General features: G+C 70.0%; 15 protein-coding genes. 7 read left to right on the top strand and 8 right to left on the bottom strand.

The annotated features are described in order from the left end of the window. The 5 genes from QSK05_RS18300 to QSK05_RS18280 form a co-directional block, all read right to left on the bottom strand. The gene (locus tag QSK05_RS18300) at window positions 1-1,899 is read right to left on the bottom strand and encodes a CRTAC1 family protein (RefSeq protein WP_285598453.1); all 1,899 of its coding nucleotides are present in this window, start codon (window positions 1,897-1,899) and stop codon (window positions 1-3) included. A gap of 62 nt (window positions 1,900-1,961) precedes the next feature. After that, a complete protein-coding gene (locus tag QSK05_RS18295) occupies window positions 1,962-2,924 on the bottom strand; it encodes a DUF1702 family protein (RefSeq protein ID WP_285598783.1) in 963 nt (320 codons plus the stop codon). A gap of 121 nt (window positions 2,925-3,045) precedes the next feature. Continuing rightward, on the bottom strand, window positions 3,046-4,347 hold the full coding sequence (locus QSK05_RS18290) for an AarF/UbiB family protein (RefSeq protein WP_285598452.1): 1,302 nt from the start codon (window positions 4,345-4,347) through the stop codon (window positions 3,046-3,048). Then, complete coding sequence (locus QSK05_RS18285) at window positions 4,344-5,129, bottom strand: helix-turn-helix domain-containing protein (protein WP_285598451.1); 786 nt, start codon at window positions 5,127-5,129, stop codon at window positions 4,344-4,346. The genes QSK05_RS18290 and QSK05_RS18285 overlap by 4 nt, the downstream gene beginning before the upstream one ends. Then, complete coding sequence (locus QSK05_RS18280) at window positions 5,126-5,941, bottom strand: SRPBCC family protein (RefSeq protein ID WP_285598450.1); 816 nt, start codon at window positions 5,939-5,941, stop codon at window positions 5,126-5,128. The genes QSK05_RS18285 and QSK05_RS18280 overlap by 4 nt, the downstream gene beginning before the upstream one ends. A 316-nt stretch (window positions 5,942-6,257) precedes the next feature. Here QSK05_RS18280 and QSK05_RS18275 point away from each other — a divergent pair, with 316 nt between their 5' ends. From QSK05_RS18275 to QSK05_RS18260, 4 genes are all read left to right on the top strand, one after another. After that, complete coding sequence (locus QSK05_RS18275) at window positions 6,258-7,562, top strand: HEAT repeat domain-containing protein (protein WP_285598449.1); 1,305 nt, start codon at window positions 6,258-6,260, stop codon at window positions 7,560-7,562. 35 nt (window positions 7,563-7,597) lie between these two features. Next, the gene (locus QSK05_RS18270) at window positions 7,598-8,245 is read left to right on the top strand and encodes a DUF6073 family protein (RefSeq protein WP_285598448.1); all 648 of its coding nucleotides are present in this window, start codon (window positions 7,598-7,600) and stop codon (window positions 8,243-8,245) included. A gap of 94 nt (window positions 8,246-8,339) precedes the next feature. After that, window positions 8,340-8,528, top strand: a complete 189-nt coding sequence (locus QSK05_RS18265) for a hypothetical protein (RefSeq protein WP_285598447.1) — start codon at window positions 8,340-8,342, stop codon at window positions 8,526-8,528. 97 nt (window positions 8,529-8,625) lie between these two features. Then, window positions 8,626-10,077, top strand: a complete 1,452-nt coding sequence (locus QSK05_RS18260; protein WP_285598446.1) for a serine hydrolase domain-containing protein — start codon at window positions 8,626-8,628, stop codon at window positions 10,075-10,077. Here the strand turns inward: QSK05_RS18260 and QSK05_RS18255 are convergent. Both QSK05_RS18255 and QSK05_RS18250 read right to left on the bottom strand, forming a co-directional pair. Next, window positions 10,067-10,870 (bottom strand): ABC transporter ATP-binding protein, encoded by an 804-nt coding sequence (locus QSK05_RS18255; protein ID WP_285598445.1) that lies wholly within the window; start codon window positions 10,868-10,870, stop codon window positions 10,067-10,069. The two genes, QSK05_RS18260 and QSK05_RS18255, sit on opposite strands and share 11 nt — an antisense overlap. Before the next feature lie 231 nt (window positions 10,871-11,101). Continuing rightward, window positions 11,102-11,938 (bottom strand): helix-turn-helix transcriptional regulator, encoded by an 837-nt coding sequence (locus QSK05_RS18250; RefSeq protein WP_285598444.1) that lies wholly within the window; start codon window positions 11,936-11,938, stop codon window positions 11,102-11,104. 356 nt (window positions 11,939-12,294) lie between these two features. Between QSK05_RS18250 and QSK05_RS18245 the strand changes: the two genes are divergently transcribed. Further along, on the top strand, window positions 12,295-13,305 hold the full coding sequence (locus QSK05_RS18245) for an LLM class flavin-dependent oxidoreductase (RefSeq protein ID WP_285598443.1): 1,011 nt from the start codon (window positions 12,295-12,297) through the stop codon (window positions 13,303-13,305). 3 nt (window positions 13,306-13,308) lie between these two features. On the opposite strand, the gene QSK05_RS18240 is transcribed toward QSK05_RS18245, so the two are convergent. Then, window positions 13,309-13,971 carry an NAD(P)-dependent oxidoreductase gene (locus tag QSK05_RS18240; protein ID WP_285598442.1) on the bottom strand — a complete coding sequence of 221 codons (663 nt, stop codon included), beginning with the start codon at window positions 13,969-13,971 and terminating at the stop codon, window positions 13,309-13,311. A 271-nt stretch (window positions 13,972-14,242) separates the two neighbouring features. Here QSK05_RS18240 and QSK05_RS18235 point away from each other — a divergent pair, with 271 nt between their 5' ends. Both QSK05_RS18235 and pntB read left to right on the top strand, forming a co-directional pair. Further along, entirely contained in the window at window positions 14,243-15,802 is a 1,560-nt protein-coding gene (locus QSK05_RS18235) for a Re/Si-specific NAD(P)(+) transhydrogenase subunit alpha (RefSeq protein WP_285598441.1), read from the top strand. A gap of 5 nt (window positions 15,803-15,807) precedes the next feature. After that, window positions 15,808-17,232, top strand: coding sequence for a Re/Si-specific NAD(P)(+) transhydrogenase subunit beta (pntB, locus tag QSK05_RS18230; protein WP_285598440.1), 1,425 nt, complete (start codon window positions 15,808-15,810; stop codon window positions 17,230-17,232). The last annotated feature ends 16 nt before the right edge of the window (window positions 17,233-17,248 follow it).

Genomic DNA, 17,248 nt, shown 5'->3' with positions numbered 1-17,248 from the left:
TCAGCCGGCGGCCTTCAGGGTGAGGTCGTGCCAGCCCGGCGAGAGCGATTTGAGCACGGTGTGTGAACCGGTCTCGTCCCGCCAGGAGACCTCGACACCGACCGGATCCCGTTCCGTCCCCAGACCGAAGAGCAGTTCCGGCGCGTTCACCCCGGTGTGGCCGTTCGCCGGATAGAGCTGCTGGCGCCGGGTCGTGCCGTCGGGCAGGGTGACGGTGACCCGGGCACCCACGGCGTCCCGGGGCCGACCGTTCGCGCCCCGGGCCGGAAGGGTGAGGTGCAGGCCCAGGTAGGAGCGTTCCGGCCCGGAGTTGTGCAGGTACTCGGACCGGCCCCACTGCTTGGCGATCAGCGCGTCCGGCCGCCCGTCATGATCGGTGTCCCCGATCGCGACTCCCCGGCTGACCGCATCATCCCGCAGACCGATCTGCTCACCGATGTCGGTGAACCGGCCGGAGCCGTCCCGCACCAGGAACTGATCGCGCTGATGACCGGCGATGTCGTCACCCGGTTCGAAGTCGGGCCAGGCTCCCGGGTGCTGCAGCGCCATATCGTTCGTCATGGCCAGTTCCTGCAGATTGGCCCACCGGTTGGTATCGCCCCTGACGAAGCCCAGAGCCTGCACGATCTCGTCACTGCCGTCACCGTCGAAGTCCGCGGCCTTGATGTCCCAGGCCCAGCCGGTGCGGGCCATACCCAGGTTCTGGCTGTCGTCGGTGTACGGCGCCCGACCCTGCTCCAGCGCCGCGTCGTCCGTACTGGTGAAGGCGAAATTGCTCTCCTGAAGGGCAAACTCGGTAGTGATGTTGCTGACCAGAATGTCCGGCCGGGCATCGGCGTTCAGGTCGGTGAAGGCGACGCCCATACTCTTGAACGAGTCGTTACCCAGCACCTTCGACTTCGGGTCCAGCGGGCCCCGGCTTCCCCGGAGCTGGGAGAAACTGATCCGACCGGGCCGTGATTCGTTGTGCAGCAAGAAATCCCGGCCGAAATCATTGGCCAGGTAAAGCTCGGGCAGACCGTCGGCGTCGAGGTCCTGCGCCCCGGTCGCCAGCGTCCAGCCCCGCGACTCCTCAGCATTCAGGGCCGAGGACACGTCCTCGTACACCGGGGCGTCCACGGCACCGGCATCCCGGAGCCCGGTCAGTCGCAGGACCCGATTGACGCCGGCGTTGGAAGCGACCGACATCGACGACTGCATCCGCATCAGCGGGTCGTTGGCGGCCGAGGTGTCCAGCACCCTCGCACCGTCGGGGAAGTAGTTGCCGATCAGCAGGTCCAGGCGACCGTCACCGTCCAGGTCCACCAGGTTGGCCGTGGTGCTGTTCCAGATCCGGCCCGGCTCGTCGACGATGTCCGTGGCCACGAACCCGGCCGCCCCCAGCGGGGTCTCCGGCTCCCTCAGATAGGCCACCGGGGTCCGGCCCCAGAAGTAGACCAGCACGTCGGTCCAGCCGTCCTCGTTCAGGTCGCCGGGCATGCATCCCATCGGCGCGGTGGTGGAGGAGTCGTACTCCAGTCCGACCGGTTCCAGGGAGAACGAGGAATGAGCCCCCGGCGCCCCGGGCACCGAGGCCACGGTCACGGAGTCGTCCCGGGGGTCGACCAGACAACGCTCGTCCGGGAGCCCGTCACCGTCCAGGTCGGCCAGCCCACCTCCCGCCCCGACCGCGGAGATCCACGACCGGATGTGCTCCAGGGCGGGCTGCACCGGCCGGATCGTGCGCGCACCCGCCGGATCGGCATTGGCGTCGCTGACCTCGAAGCCGAACCGGCCGGCCAGGTCGGTCTTCACCCCCGCACTCGCTGCGGGCAGACGGGTCAGCAGGCCGGCCACCACGCAGAGGGCCAGGGCGAGAGCCCCGACCAGCAGCCCGGGACGTCCGGAGAACGGTTTCATGAGGCGACAGCGCCTTTCTCCCAGGGGCGGGTCACCCGGCCCGACGGGCCGGGTGATGACGATCAGCTCACGACGCGGGCGAGGTCCTGCCGGATCCGCCGCCGCCACACCTCGAAGGCCGGCGCACCGGGCTCGTCACCGCCGAGACCGACAAGTGCCTCATCGGTCAGGCCGGCGGCGACCGCCAGCCCACTGCCGGCGAGAACACCTACTGCGTCAACGGTCTCGGGCTGAACCAGGCCGGCCCGCAACCGGGCCTTCGCGGCGAAGGCAGCACCCTGGGCCAGATCGGGGCGGTACTCACCGCTGAGCCCGGCCAGGATCCGCAGGTCACTCACGCCGGCCCCGCCGGCGTACGTGGCCGCCAGGCCGGTTCCGGCCCACAGATCCGCGTGGCGATCGACCGGGAACCGGCCGATCTCGGCCGCGACGGCCCGCACGTCGGCCCCTCGCACGAACCACAGGGCCCGCCCGGTTCCCTGGTCCAGGGCCCGCCGGGCGTAACCCGTCGGGTCCGGCCAGGGGGGCCGCACCAGTCGGCCACCCCGGCGTTGCAGTACTGTCGCGGTGCGGAAATAGGTTTCGTGAAAACCGAATCCGTCCAGCGCGAGCCAACGCAGCACCGGGTCCCGAAGGGTGATGTTCCGCCACCGGAACCTCGGTAGCCGGGCCATGGCCCAGCCCGCACCCACGTACGCCATATAGACGTGCCGCTCCCCCGGACCGGCCTGGAACCGACCGAACAGGTTCCGGTTCCACGGCGTCAGCGCGTCCCCCAGAGCCAGGCCCATCGCCGCCCCCTCGAACGCGAAACCCCTGCGGTCCGTGCCGATCCCCTCAAGAACAGGAATCAGGCCCGTCAGGTCGCGAGCCGCCAGTCCGCGATCCAGACCGGCCAGGAAGGTCTCACCCACCACCTCGAGCCGGCGCCGGGCGGCCGGGTCGGTGGCGGTGAACCCACGGGTGGTGAACCTGACCGCGTCGGGCCCGGGCGTCAGCATCCACGCCCGGACACAGCCCGTCATTGACGTCACGGCCAGTCCCCCTACGGCAAGTTTTACACCGGATCGTGAAATGAGCTTCGGGAGCTACCCTCGCAACTCCCGGGCCCCTGCGCCTCTTCCGAATTGCTCTATGCACCAGCTGCTAAGCGATACCTTGCGGCTTCCGGTACACGTCGGACGACCCGGAACGGGCCCGGTTGACGATGGCCCTCAACACCACCGGTCCGGCCAGCGCCTGAAAGTTCAATCCAGGCGAAAGTTGTTTAACCTGACCTTCGATGGCCAGTAGAGCCATGAACGGATAGATGAAGGTGGCCCGCGAGTAGGCCCGGTGACGGCGCTGGATCATGAAGAAGTCGGTGGCGAACCGGGCGAGGGAGAAGGTCCCGGCCGTCAGACCGGTGTTCGACCTGATCAGCTCTTCCATGTCGGCCCGGAAGCCCGCCTCCTGTTCCGGCCCGACCGGGACGGCACACGCCGCCAGGGCGTGGGTGGCGCAGATCTCCGCATTGGCGGCCGACATCCCGAGGAAGAACTCGGCGAAGTGCGAGCGCATCTCGTCGTCCAGCTCGTAGGCGAACCCGGCGTCGACGATCGCGATCCGCCCGTCCGGCATTTCCCACCAGTTACCCGGATGCAGGTCACAGTGCACCACCCCGGTAATGAAAAGCATCTCGTAGAGCGCCAGGACCAGACGCCGAGCGGTCCGGTCGGGGGTGCTGACGGGCCGGTGCGGGTCCTGCCCCTCGATCCAGGTCATCACCAGCTGCCCGGAGTCGCTGTGCCCCTCCAGCACCCGGGGCAGCACCACCGGCAGCCGGTCCCCCAGACCGCTCAGGCGGTTCAGGGTCTCGGCCTCGGCGCACAGGTCGGTCTGCCGCCGTACGGAGCGGCACATCTCGTCCACGATCTCCGGCAGCGGCACCCGGCTGCGTGGCACCAGCCGCAGGCCGGCCCGCATCAGCCCGCGGACCAGGGCCAGGTCGGTCGCCAGCTGCCGTTCGGCGCCCGGGTGAACGCGCTTCACGGCGACCGGGGTGCCGTCGACGTGGTCGCGGTGCACGGTGGCCACCGACCCGATCTCGACCGCACGGGCACCGGTGGGCGGAAGAGATCCGCCTGCGCCGCCGGATCGGTGGCCCTGTCCCCCGAAGGCCAGACCGGTCCGCAACTCGTCGCACAGGCGTGGCGGCAGCAGGTCCTGACGCGTCGACAGCAACTGGCCGATCTTCACGAAGGCCGGGCCGAGATCCCACAACCGGGCCCCGGCGATCCGGCCGGCCTGCGCCTGGAGCCGCACGCCGTCGTGATGGCCGGCGTAGCGTACGAGCTCCGGCAGGCACTGGACCGTCCCCGTGAGCAGGGCCAGGGCGATCCGGGCCAGCCGGGCCGCGGCGTGCAGACCGGCCGGCAGCTGCGACCGGGCCCGGGACCCGGCGCTCACGCGGCGGTCCCGGGACGGCGCCGGGCGGCGAGAAGCCGCACCGCCGCGGCCGTCACGAGCGGATGGTCGACGGTGCGCCACGGCCGCATGCGGAGCATCAGGCGCAGACCCGGTGGCCCCTCGCGGGCCACCGACGGCGTCCCTACGTGCAGGTCGTCCAGAACGCCGACCGCGATGTCGGTGAGCCGGGAACCGGCCGGCACCGAGAAGGCCAGCGGGGCGTGGCCGCGTTCGGGGCGCTCGATCGCGGCCAGCACCGTGTCGTCCAGGTCCGGCAACAGGGTGAAGGAGGCGGGGACGCCCGTCGGCAGACCTCCGCGGAACGTTCCCACGAAGGTGGCCCGGGGTGGACGGGTCAGGCCGGGCGCGCCCGGCCCGTGCGCCCACGGGCCCAGGGCCACGTCGTCCACCGTCAGGTCGTGCAGTTCGTCGACGAGCTGCCGGAACCGGCCCGGGGAGATGCCCACCAGCCGCCCGAACTGCGTGGTGAAGGTGCCCAGGCTCTCGTAACCGACCAGGCCGCTGATCGTCGTGACGGTCAGGTCGCTCCCGGCCAGCAGCTGTTTGGCCTCCTGCATCCGTAACCCGGCCAGGTACCGGGCGGGAGTGGTGCCCGTGACCTCGCGGAAGACCCGGTGGAAGTGGTACCGGCTGTACATGCCGGCGGCGGCGTGATCATCCAGACGCACGGCCCGGAACAGGGCCGGGCGCATCGCCCGGATGGCCCGGTCAACGGCGGCCTCGTGCTCGGCGAGCAGCTCGGGCACCTGGTGCTGCGTCACCGGGCCGACCCGCAGCCGGCCTGGCTGAGTACTTCCTCCCAGGTGGCCCGGAACACCGTGCGCAGGTACTGCCGGGTCTCGGCATCGGGATCGCTGGTGCGCCATCCCCGGTGCCGGACCTCCATCCACAGTCCCGCGCCGGCTCCTGGGGTGATGGTGACCTCGCCGTGTGTGGGCGGTCCTTCGTGAGCCACGGCGATGTCCAGCTCCAGGCGCTCGTCGTAGTGCAGACGCAGCCCCACGATCGGGAACGGTCTGGCTCCCACCGAGTCCATCGCGTAGAACATGTCAGTCCCTTCCGCCGTGCTTCCGATGGGCAGCCAACGGGTCAGGTTCGCCCGGTGCAGGGGCCGCCAGCCCACCTCCCGCAGGGGGCACCCGGCGACGATCTCGTCCGGTTCCCCGGGTGCCTCACCGGCCAGGACCGACCGCAACCGCTCCAGCCGGAGCGCCCACAGTTCACGGGCCATCCGCAGTCCTGCCGGCGTGGGGTGGTCCGGCCACTCGCGCAGACGCAGCCGGCACTCGCCCGGGCCGGCGGGCCGTAGGTCGATGCGCACCCGGACGGGTTCACCGGAGCCGAGGTAGGACGTGGTGAACTCCAGCCGGCAGGGGGCCTGCACCGCCTCCGGGCGAACCCGGTACTCCGAGCTGGTGCCTGTGCTCAGGACCGCCCCGCGGCCCACCACATCGAGGTCGTGGGCGGTGCGCCCCCACCACAGAGACACCAGACCGGCCCTGGTCAGTGCGTCCCAGACCGCGGTGGTGGGCGCCGGGATCGACAGACTCACCTCGACCGGGACGGCGGTCACGACCTGGCCCCACAGACGTTTCCGGACATCGCCACACCGCTTCGATTCCGAACCATTTTCCCCACCCAGGAAAGATATTCACCATCAAGCGCACCAAAGATCACCACTGGTAACGCCCTTCATCGCACAGTCCGCGTATTCACGTTCGCCCTGTTGTTTACGCGACCCGACGTTCTCCTTACAAAAGTAGACACAAGTTGCGGACAACGGTTCTTCCATCGTGCGAACCTGCTACCGCAAGGCGGGAGAAGCTAATAGAAATGGTAGCGACCTACGCTCATGTCTCAGCCCATCCGTTCCACGAAGGAGGCACGGCATGGCCATCGATCTGGTCAACAAGTCCCCCGAGGCGGCCTCGGAGGCCGCAGCCCATCAGCAGGCCGCCGGGGCGCCTGCGCTCTCCGACCTCTCGGTCGACCAGCGGGACGCCCTGAACTTCGCCTACCGCACCACGCTGAGCATGGACCCCCGCTTCGTCGCCGGTGACCCCGCCGCCTGGGCCAGCGACTTCGGGTACGCCCTGAACAAGGCGGCCGTACGCGTCGACTCCCGCACCGACGAGCAACTACGCCACGATGCCTTCCAGCACCCCGATCCGGTGATGCGCGAGCAGTCCGCCTACGAGTACGCCGACCGGGACCTGCCGGACGCCATCGAGCTACTCAGCGAGGTGGTGCTGAAAGACTCCGACCGTGAGGTGCGATGGGACGTCCTGTGGGCCCTGGAGAAGCTGGGCGGACCGCACGCGGTGGCCGCGCTACGACGGTTCGAGAAGGACAGCGACCCGGAGATCGCCGAGTGGGCGGGACTCTTCGCCAGCGAACTGACGACGGGCGATCCCCGCTTCGACGCCCGGCAGGCGGTCTTCACCCCGGACCGCACCTTCGACGAGACGATCTACCTGCTCATCCACTGCGACCTGTACGTGCGGCTGGACGACACCAACCGGCACTGGGGCAAGCTCTCCCTGGCCCCACAGGGACTGGCCCGGCTCTACGGGCAGGCGCACGCGTGCCCGAACGTGGCCACCCGCGAACGTCAGCTCCTGATGGGCAAGACCATCTCGGGCCTGCATCAGGACGGTTCGAAGCACGTGGACAACTACCTGTTCAAGGGATTCACCGACCGCACCCGCCGGGACCGGGGAAACTTCTTCTTCGAGTCGCAGGTTCCGCGGACCTTCTTCCGCTCGGGCCGCGCCGACGACCCCAGCCAGGGCACGCACGAAACCAGTGTCGGCTTCTCCCGGTTCGGCAACTGGCACCTGGACCCGCGGATCAAGGTCCGGGACGAGGACGCCATCCGCTATGTGCGTGGTCGCTTCCAGGGCTGGGGCTACACCGATGTCAACAACGTCGCCGGCCGGGGCCTGGAAGACATCCTGACCCCGGGCAACGGTGTGCTGTCCACCCTGCACGATCCCGAAATCGGACCGATGACAAATGTTTTCATCCTCGGAACGTTCAAGGGAAAGCTCAACGACTGGGACGGCGACGGCAAGATCGACCTGAACTCACGCGACGTCTACAGCACGGCGGAAGGCGAGCTGGACAGCGACCAGGACGGGATCCCGGACGAGCCGGGCCGCACCTGCTGCGACTACCGCTCGGCCGGAATCTGACGCCCCCACGAACCACCGGACAAGGAGACAGTCGCATGACCACGACCCCCGATACCGAGAAGAAGACGATCTACGGACGCCCGGTCGACCAGAACGTGCCGAACCTGTACAACGGCACCCCGGTCGTGCAGTGGACGCCCCCCGAAGCCGGCATCGACAACCTCGGACTGCACTCCTGGGACACGTTCCAGATCCCCGGGGTAGGCGAGTTCAACGTCGAGTTCGACGGCTACGTGCGGGTGGTCCGCTCACCCGCCACCAACACCGAGTGGGCCGATGCCGAGGTCTACACCAATCTCATCGAGATGAAGATGGTGGCCGAGTCCGAGGAACTCGGCCCGATCACCACCACTCTCAACCCCGAGTGCCTGTCGGCCGGTCAGATCCGCACGCCGTTCGACCCGTACGCCGGTGAGGGCCCCGCCGCCAAGGCCTGCCGGATGGCCGTGGGCTGCCTCTTCGACATCCCCCGCCTGGGCAAGGTGCTGTTCAACCGGGAACCGGTGATCCTGACCATCGACGACGTGCGGTCGATCCCGCCGGCCGGCGCGCCCGGCAAGGGCCAGATCTACCGGATGCTCCCGCTGTACGACACCAAGGACCCGTGGGGCGAGCCGGTCGGCTACCTGACCAGCCTGCGGTTCAACATGGGCGGCTACCTCGCGCCCGAGCAGATCGCCTGACGGTGGTCTGACCGCAGGGCCCCGCACCGGTCACCGCTCCCACCGGCTGCGGGGCCCTGCCGGTCCGTACCCCGTTCCGCCCCGGGAGGGCATCGTGCGCACGTCCCTGCTCCACCGGATCTTTCACGCCCTGGTGCGCGTTCTCGCCGGGCCGGGCTGGATCTGCTGGCCCACCGGGCCGACCTGGACCGTCCTCGACCTCGCCGACCCGGCTGCGGGCACCGGCCCGCCCGGTGTCGTCTCCCGACTGCCCTGCCCCCGGCACCCCGTGGGCGGTCCCTGACCCCTTTCGCCGACCCGGCCCGGCCCGGTGGCCGGAGGCCGGGTTACGGCGTGACCTCCGCGTCCGGACAACCCTCCGTTCGTGATCAAATAGGGCGATGACGACCGCCCAGTCCGTCCCGCTCCCCCGAAGCACCCCTTCCGCCCTAGGGGTCGGCGCCGCCGGTATCACCGCGTTCCTCGACGCGACGGCCACCATGAACGGGGTCGAGCCGCACAGTCTGATCGTGGTGAAGTCAGGTGCCGTGGTCGCCGAGGGATGGTGGGCGCCCTACACCCCGCCGCGCCCGCACCTGATCTACTCCGTGAGCAAGAGCTTCACCTCCACCGCGCTCGGGTTCGCCGTGGCGGAGGGCCTGGTCGACCTGGACGCCACGGTGCTGTCCTACTTCCCCGAGCTCGACGCCGACGTCACGAACCCCCGCTCGCGGTCGATGAAGGTGCGGCACGTCGCGGCCATGGCCAGCGGGCACCAGGAAGAGACGCTGGGCGCCGCCGAGCTCGACGAGACCGGCAACATCATCCGTGGTTTCCTGCGCATCCCGCCGGACGAGGAGCCGGGCTCGATCTTCGCCTACAACCAGCCCTGCACCATGGCGCTGGCCCAGATCATCCAGCGCACCTCCGGCTCGGGCCTGCTCGACTACCTGCGGCCGCGTCTGTTCGAACCGCTCGGCGTGACCGACACCCTGGGATGGCTCACCGACGGCCAGGACCGCGAGATCGGTTACTCCGGCCTGCACGTGCCGACCGAGGTGCTGGCCAAGGTCGGTCAGCTCTACCTGCAGAACGGGGTCTGGGAGGGCAAGCAGCTGCTGCCCGCCGCCTGGATCGACGAGGCCACCCGGTCACACGTCGACACCGTCGACGAAGACGCCGACGAGAAGCCGGACTGGGCGCTGGGCTACGGTTTCCAGTTCTGGCGCTCGCGGCACGGCTACCGGGCCGACGGCGCCTTCGGGCAGTTCATCCTGGTGCTGCCCGAGGCCGACGCGGTCATCGCGATCACTTCGCAGTCGCCGCAGATGCAGTCGCTGCTCAGCGCGGTCTGGGAGTACCTGGTGCAGGCTCTCACGGCGGGTGGCTCGGCGGCGGACGACGAGACGCTGGCCGGGCGCCTGGCCGGGCTCACCCTGCCCGTGGTCACCGAGCGCGGCGCGCCGGAGTTCACCGCCACCAGCTTCGAACCGGTCGACGTGGCCCAGGTGTCGAGCATCTACCCGGTCACCGGGGCCAGTGAGGCCCGGGCCGTGACCGAGGTGGAGATCCGCGAGGGCGGCCCGACCGGCTGGGAGATCGTCATCGGCGACGGCGGCACCGACGTGATCGCGTCGCTGGCCGCGTCCGGCTGGGTGACCACCGGGCACGTCGCCACCCAGTCGACCCCGGGCAAGGATCACGACGGTCTGCGCATCGACGTGGTGTTCCTGGAGACTCCGCACGGCCTGGTGCTGGAGCTCGACCCGGCCGGCCAGAAGTTCGGCGCGGTCTGGGAGACCGAGCCCCTGCACCTGCCCCCGCTGGCCGAGCTGAAGTCCCCTACGTCCTGATCGTGCGGGCGCTCCAGCGCCCGTCCTGGCGCCCCACCCGGATCGGGTGGTCGAACGCGGTGCTGACGTGCTCGCTGGTCAGCACCGCGTCGATCGCGCCGGCCGCCACCAGTCGCCCGTCCCGCAGCAGGGCCGCGTGCGTCGTGCTCGTGGGCAGTTCCTCCAGGTGATGGGTCACCAGCACCGAGGTCAGGTCCGGGTGAGTGGTCTCGAGCAGGTCGATCGTGTCCAGCAGTTGCTCCCGGGCCGCCAGGTCGAGACCGGTGGACGGCTCGTCGAGCAGCAGTAGTTCCGGGTCACCGGCCAGGGCCCGGGCGATCAGGGTGCGGCCGCGCTCACCCTGGGACAGCGTCGGCCAGACGTGATCAGCGCGGTCGGTGAGACCGAGCAGGTCGATCAGCTCGTCCGCACGCTTGATCTGCTCCGGCGCCGGCGCCCAGCGCATCGGCAGTTCGATCGTGCCGGTCAGGCCCGTGATCACGACCTCCCGCACCGTCAGCGCCGACCGCAGGGGGTGACGGGGATTCACATGCCCGATGCGACGCCGCAGGGCCGCCAGCTCCACCCGGCCCAGCTGGTGCCCCAGCACCCTCACCGTGCCCGAGGTGGGGAACGACACAGCGCCGAGAAAGGCCAGTACGGTGGACTTCCCGGCACCGTTCGGCCCGAGCAGGGCCCAGTGCTCCCCCGCCCCGACGCTCAGATCGATGCCGTGCAGGATCTGCTTCGTCCCCCGGCGATAGGTGACGGCGTCCAGTTCAAGAGCCTGCTTCTGATGCGCATCCACGTTCACCCGGAGCAATCTAACCCCCCACCCCTTTCTCCGTGATCAAGGGGTTTTGGCTTTTCGCCCCCACCCCCATGGTGGACGCCCACCCGCCCGCGCGTGCGTGCGTCCACCATTGGTTCGCCCCGGCAATGCCTTTGGGGACGCCGTGGGGCAGCTCACGCTGATCTCGTCGACGGTAACGGCTCATCGGGCCCACCTTCCCGGCCCCCTGGAAACCGCCGGCGGACGAGCCCGCTACGACGTCCGCTGACGCCCGGGCGTGACCCCGAACTCACGGGTGAACGCCACAATGAAGGCGGAGGTGCTGGCGTAGCCGACACGCCGGGCCACCTCGGTCACCGGACTGGTCTCCAGCAGCACCCGGGAGGCGAGCAGCCGCAACCGTGTTCGCCACTGGGTGTACGAGAGACCGAACTCCTTGACGAAGTCGCGCTGCAGTGTCTTCACACTGACGTGGAGGCGCCGGGCCCATTCCTCCAGGCTGGTCGGGTCGCCCGGGTCGTGCGTCAGCGCCTGGGCGACCCTCATCGCGTAACCCGAACCGTTGACCGGGGTTCCGGCCAGCTCCCGGAAGGTCGCACCGATCCCGGCAAGCACGCGGGCCCGGGCCTTCACCGCCCGGGCCGCCGGCACCCCCGACGAACCGAGCGCCCGCAGCAGGGCCACGGCCTCGGGTTCGATACCGGCGGCGCCGACCCGCCGGTGCTTCAGCGCGGACGGCTCCTCGCGCAGGCCGACCCGGTACACGATCTGCTGCCGGCCCGCCGTGACCTCGTGCAGCACCCCGCGCCGGACCCAGAACACCTCGGCCGGGCCGACGAACTGCGACCCGGCGCCCGGCCGGGCGCCGACCAGGCCACCGGGCGAGAAGTACAGCTGATGAAGGACGTTCTGGCGCCCTTCACCGAACTCCAGCGGGCCACTGGAGCGGTACCGCGCCACCAGGATGCCGCCCCGCTCCCCCGGCGCGTATCCGAACTCGTCGCAACTGATCACGTGGCCACCGGACGGCCGGGCATCATCGGGGAGCAGGTGCTCACTCCGAGGCCTGTCCCACATCACCCGCGTCACCTGTGCCGCCTCCCGACCGGTCCAATCGTTATGCAGGTAAGGCTAACCTAACAAGCGTCCGGATGGTCGAACTCTTTCCCGCACATGTGGCGGCAACCCGGCGCCACGCCACGCCTGACCGCCCATCCCGACGTCCACCTCACCCCGGAGACCCACTCCGCCCGGACGTCCACAGCCTCTGCACGCGTACCCCAGAGCCCCCACGGCAAAAGCCTGTTATCGCTACCCCCGAATCGTGTGCATTCCCTGCGCCAGAACCGCACCGCATGCACACGATCCCGAGACGGCACCGTGACGAGTTCGCACCATCGACCCCAAGGCCAGCCAGCACGCCATAGGTAGTGCAACAATCAACTATGCGAGCTCTGCAGAGGCTGGGATTCCTGACGATCGGGTTGTTCGACGAGGCCGACCCGCGGGCCGGTCACGAGTCGACGTTGCGGATCATCGAGCTCGGCGAGCAGCTCGGGTTCGACAGCGCCTGGCTGCGGCACCGGCACCTGCAGTTCGGCATCTCCTCGCCGGTCGCCGTGCTGGCCGCCGCCTCGCAGCGCACCAGCAGGATCGAGCTGGGCACCGCCGTCACGCCGCTGGGCTGGGAGAACCCACTGCGCCTGGCCGAGGACTGGGCCACGGTCGACATCCTCTCCGGCGGCCGGCTGAACCCCGGGCTGAGCGTCGGCCCGCCGATGTCCTACGACACGGTGAAGGACGCGCTCTACCCCGACACCGCCGAGGTGGAAGACTTCTCGTACGAACGGGTGAAGCGGCTGCTCGGGTTCATCCGCGGCGAGAAGGCCTCCGACTTCAGCGGCGCCCGGGCGTTCGAGGAGTTCTCCGACCGCGTCCAGCCGCACGCCGTGGGCCTGGCCGAGCGGCTCTGGTACGGCGGGGCCAGCCTGCGCTCGGCCCAGTGGGCGGGCGAGAACGGCATGAACTTCCTGACCAGCAGCGTGGTGAAGGCCGAGGGCCCCGCACCGGACTTCGCGCAGATCCAGCTGAGCCACGTACAGGCCTTCCGCGCAGCCCACCCACTGGGCGAGAAAGCGCGCGTGTCACAGGGGCTCGTGGTGATCCCGACCGACTCGGCGACGCCGGGGCAGATGGCGAAGTACCAGGCGTACGTGGACAGGCGAACGCCGCGCACGGCCCGGCCGCAGGGTCCGGCCCAGCTCCTGTTCGCCCGCGACCTCATCGGCACGAGCGAGCAGATCGCGGAGCAACTGCGGGCACACGCGGCCTACGCGCAGATCGACGAGGTGGCGTTCGCGCTGCCGTTCAGCTTCGAGCACGACGACTACGTGCAGATCCTCACCGACATGGCCACGAAGCTCGGCCCGGCGCTGGGATGGACCCCCCGGGACTGAGTTTCAGTAGCCACACCCCACCGTGTGGCCGACCGTGGCCTGGTCGGTCACGGTGGCGAGCATCAGGTGCGCCACGTCGGCCCGGGACATCGACAGCCCGCCCCGGACGTTCTGGTCCAGGGCGGTGCGATAGGTCCCGGTGAGCGGGCCGTCCGTGAGACGCGGGGGACGCACCGACGTCCAGTCGAGCCCGCTGTCGCGCAGTTCCTCCTCCATCAGGGCCAGGTCGGCGTAGTACTCGCGCAGGATCCTGCGGATCAGCGGGGCGAGCAGGTACCGGGTCGCCGGACCGTCACCCGGGTCGTGCCGGGGCGGGTGCGGACGGCCCGGGGTGGCGAAGGCGGTGATCGGTGCGGCGCTGACCACGACCAGCCGCCGCGCGCCGGTGGCCTGCAGCGCCCGGATCACCACCCGCGTGCCCCGGGACGCGACCCCGGCGTCCGCCCGGGTGCGGGGACCGAGACCGGAGAGCACCGCGTCCGCACTCCCGACCGCGGCCTCGAGCTGCGGCGTCGGAGCACTCAGGTCGGCCTGCACGACGCGGACTGCCGCGGTCACCTTGCCGGGGTCGCGGACGACAGCGGTGACGTCGTGCCCCGCCGCCACGGCCTGGTTCATCAGGGCCCGGCCCACTCCCCCGGTGGCGCTGACAATCGTGAGCCTCACGGTGCCCCCCCATGCTTCACGGTGGCCCCCTGAAGGTCGGCCGCTTTCTGGTCATCGTGCTCTTTCCCCACCGCATACGGGTGGGGAACTGCGGACTCGTCCGGGACCTGTGGTTTGCCCGACCGCCCCGGGCGCAGGCACAGCCATGGACTTTCGGCCCAGGGGAAGCCGGGCGGCCCAGGTCACAGCCGGGGGCATTCCGCACCTTCTGATCATCCGGTGATCCTTGTACTACTGAGGTGTCGATGATCGCCGATGATCGGATCTGCCTGTGTCTGAAACCCCGCCCCCGCTGCGCATCGGGGTCGTTGCCGAGTCCGCCCCCGGCGAGACCCGGGTCGCCGCCACCCCGAAGACCGTCGAGCAGCTCGTCGTGCTCGGCTACGACGTGCTCCTGGAGACCGGGGCCGGGGCCCTCTCCTCCTTCAGCGACGAGGCCTTCGCCCGGGCCGGGGCCCGGGTGACAGCACGGCCCCAGGCCTGGGACGCCGACCTCGTGCTCAAGGTCAACGCGCCCACCACGCAGGAGATCGCCCGGCTGCACGACGGCGCCACCCTGGTGTCGATGATCGCCCCGGCGCGCCATCCCGAGCTGCTCGAGCAGCTCGCCACCCGGCACCTCACCGTGCTGGCCATGGACGCCGTGCCCCGCATCAGCCGCGCGCAGTCGCTGGACGTGCTCAGCTCGATGGCCAACATCGCCGGGTACCGGGCCGTCATCGAGGCGGCCAACCTGTTCGGCCGGTTCTTCACCGGCCAGGTGACGGCGGCGGGCAAGGTCCCGCCGGCGAAGGTCCTCGTGGCCGGGGCCGGGGTGGCGGGGCTGGCCGCGATCGGCACGGCCAGCAGCCTGGGCGCGGTCGTGCGCGCCACCGACCCGCGACCCGAGGTCGCGGAACAGGTCGGTTCGCTCGGGGGCACCTTTCTGCCGGTTCTGACCGAGGACGCGGACGGTCGCCGTAGTAGCGACGGTTACGCCCGCGCGACCTCCTCCGACTACGACGCCCGGGCCGAGCAGCTCTATGCCGAGCAGGCCGCCGACGTCGACATCGTCATCACGACCGCCCTGATCCCCGGCCGCCCCGCGCCCCGCCTGCTCACCGCCGCGCACGTCGCGTCGATGCGGCCCGGCAGCGTGATCGTGGACATGGCCGCCGCGCAGGGCGGCAACGTGGAGGGAACCCGGGCCGGTGAGGTCGTCGTCACCGAGAACGGCGTCTCCATCGTCGGTTACACCGATCTGGTGGGGCGCCTGCCGACCCAGGCATCACAGCTCTTCGGCACCAACCTCGTCAACCTGATGAAGCTGCTCACCCCCGGGAAAGACGGGCAGCTGGTGCTCGACCTCGACGACGTGGTGCAGCGGTCGATGACCGTGGTGCGCGACGGGACCCTGACCTGGCCACCACCGCCCGTCGAGGTCTCGGCGGCCCCCGTCGCCGCGACCGCGCCGGAACCCGTTGCCGTGGCTGCTCCTTCGCCACGGGGACCGGGCCGGACCTACGCCACCGTCGCTGTGGTGGGCACCCTGCTCTTCCTCCTGGCCGCCTTCTCCCCGGCCCAGCTGATCGGCAACCTCACGGTCTTCGCCCTGGCCGTGGTGATCGGCTACTACGTGATCGGTCAGGTGCACCACGCCCTGCACACCCCGCTGATGTCGGTGACGAACGCGATCTCCGGCATCATCGTGGTCGGCGCCCTGCTCCAGATCGGCCACGACGACCTCCTCGTCACGGCGCTCGCGGCACTCGCCGTTTTCCTGGCCTCCGTCAACATCTTCGGCGGTTTCGCCGTGACCCGGCGCATGCTCGGCATGTTCTCGAAAGGCTGATCCCGATGACCGCCGAAAGCGCGGCCCAGGCCGCATACATCGTTGCCGCCCTGTTGTTCGTCCTCAGTCTGGCCGGTCTCTCCCGGCACGAGACCTCCCGCTCCGGAGCCCTGTCCGGGATCGCCGGGATGGGTCTGGCCCTCGTCGCCACCGCCGGGCTGGCCCTCGACCGCCTGGACCTGAGCTCCGGGAAGGCCGTCACCGGGCTTGTGCTCACGGTCGTGGCGGTGGCCGGCGGCGCCGTGATCGGGCTGTCCCGGGCCCGCCGCGTCGAGATGACGGCCATGCCCGAACTCATCGCCGTGCTGCACAGTTTCGTCGGACTGGCCGCGGTGCTGGTGGGCTGGAACGGCTATCTCCAGGTCGAGCACGCCGGCGCCTCACAGACCGAGGTCGCCTCCGATCTCCTGGCCATCCATCACGCCGAGGTCTTCATCGGGGTCTTCATCGGTGCGGTGACCTTCACCGGGTCGATCGTGGCCTACGGAAAACTGGCCGGGCGGATCAGTTCCGCCCCCCTGACCCTGCCCGGCAAGAATGCCCTGAACATCGGCGCGCTGGTAGCTTTCGGCGCGCTGACGGTGGCGTTCACCGCGTCCCCGCATCTGGCCCTCCTGATCGCCGTCACCGCGATCGCCCTGGCCCTGGGCTGGCACCTGGTGGCCTCGATCGGCGGCGGGGACATGCCGGTCGTGGTGTCGATGCTGAACTCGTACTCCGGCTGGGCCGCCGCCGCCTCGGGGTTCCTGCTGAACAACAACCTGCTGATCGTCACCGGCGCACTCGTCGGATCCTCGGGTGCGTACCTGTCGTACATCATGTGCCAGGCGATGAACCGGTCGTTCCTGTCCGTCATCGCCGGTGGGTTCGGCAGCCAGAGCGCCCTTCCGGACAGCCGCGACTACGGCGAGCACCGCGAGGTCCTCGTCGAGGACGCCGTGCAGCTGCTGAAGGAGGCGCGGTCGGTCATCATCACGCCGGGCTACGGCATGGCGGTGGCCCAGGCCCAGACCGGGGTGGCCGACCTGACCCGGCGGCTGCGGGACCGCGACATCGAGGTGCGGTTCGGCATCCATCCGGTCGCGGGGCGTCTGCCCGGGCACATGAACGTGCTGCTGGCCGACGCCAAGGTGCCGTACGACATCGTTCTCGAGATGGACGAGATCAACGACGACTTTGCTTCCACCTCAGTAGTTCTCGTCATCGGTGCGAACGACACGGTGAACCCGGCGGCCCTGGACGATCCCGGTAGCCCCATCGCCGGCATGCCGGTGCTGAAGGTCTGGGAGGCAGAGAACGTGATCGTGTTCAAGCGTTCCATGGCCGCCGGGTACGCCGGCGTGCAGAACCCGCTGTTCTTCCGGGAGAACACCCAGATGCTCTTCGGCGACGCGCGGCAGCGGGTCGAAGAGATCGTGCGGGCTCTGTGATGTCGAATTAGTCTAG

The sequence above is a fragment of the Kineosporia sp. NBRC 101731 genome (genome assembly GCF_030269305.1).
Lineage (GTDB): Bacteria > Actinomycetota > Actinomycetes > Actinomycetales > Kineosporiaceae > Kineosporia.
This window is presented reverse-complemented; position numbering and strand designations above follow the sequence as displayed.

Bases quoted from the DNA above. Each gene is read 5' to 3' on its own strand.
- QSK05_RS18300 (WP_285598453.1), bottom strand. From the start codon at position 1,899: ATGAAACCGTTCTCCGGACGTCCCGGGCTGCTGGTCGGGGCTCTCGCC.
- QSK05_RS18295 (WP_285598783.1), bottom strand. From the start codon at position 2,924: ATGACGGGCTGTGTCCGGGCGTGGATGCTGACGCCCGGGCCCGACGCG.
- QSK05_RS18275 (WP_285598449.1), top strand. From the start codon at position 6,258: ATGGCCATCGATCTGGTCAACAAGTCCCCCGAGGCGGCCTCGGAGGCC.
- QSK05_RS18270 (WP_285598448.1), top strand. From the start codon at position 7,598: ATGACCACGACCCCCGATACCGAGAAGAAGACGATCTACGGACGCCCG.
- QSK05_RS18260 (WP_285598446.1), top strand. From the start codon at position 8,626: ATGACGACCGCCCAGTCCGTCCCGCTCCCCCGAAGCACCCCTTCCGCC.
- QSK05_RS18245 (WP_285598443.1), top strand. From the start codon at position 12,295: ATGCGAGCTCTGCAGAGGCTGGGATTCCTGACGATCGGGTTGTTCGAC.
- pntB (WP_285598440.1), top strand. From the start codon at position 15,808: ATGACCGCCGAAAGCGCGGCCCAGGCCGCATACATCGTTGCCGCCCTG.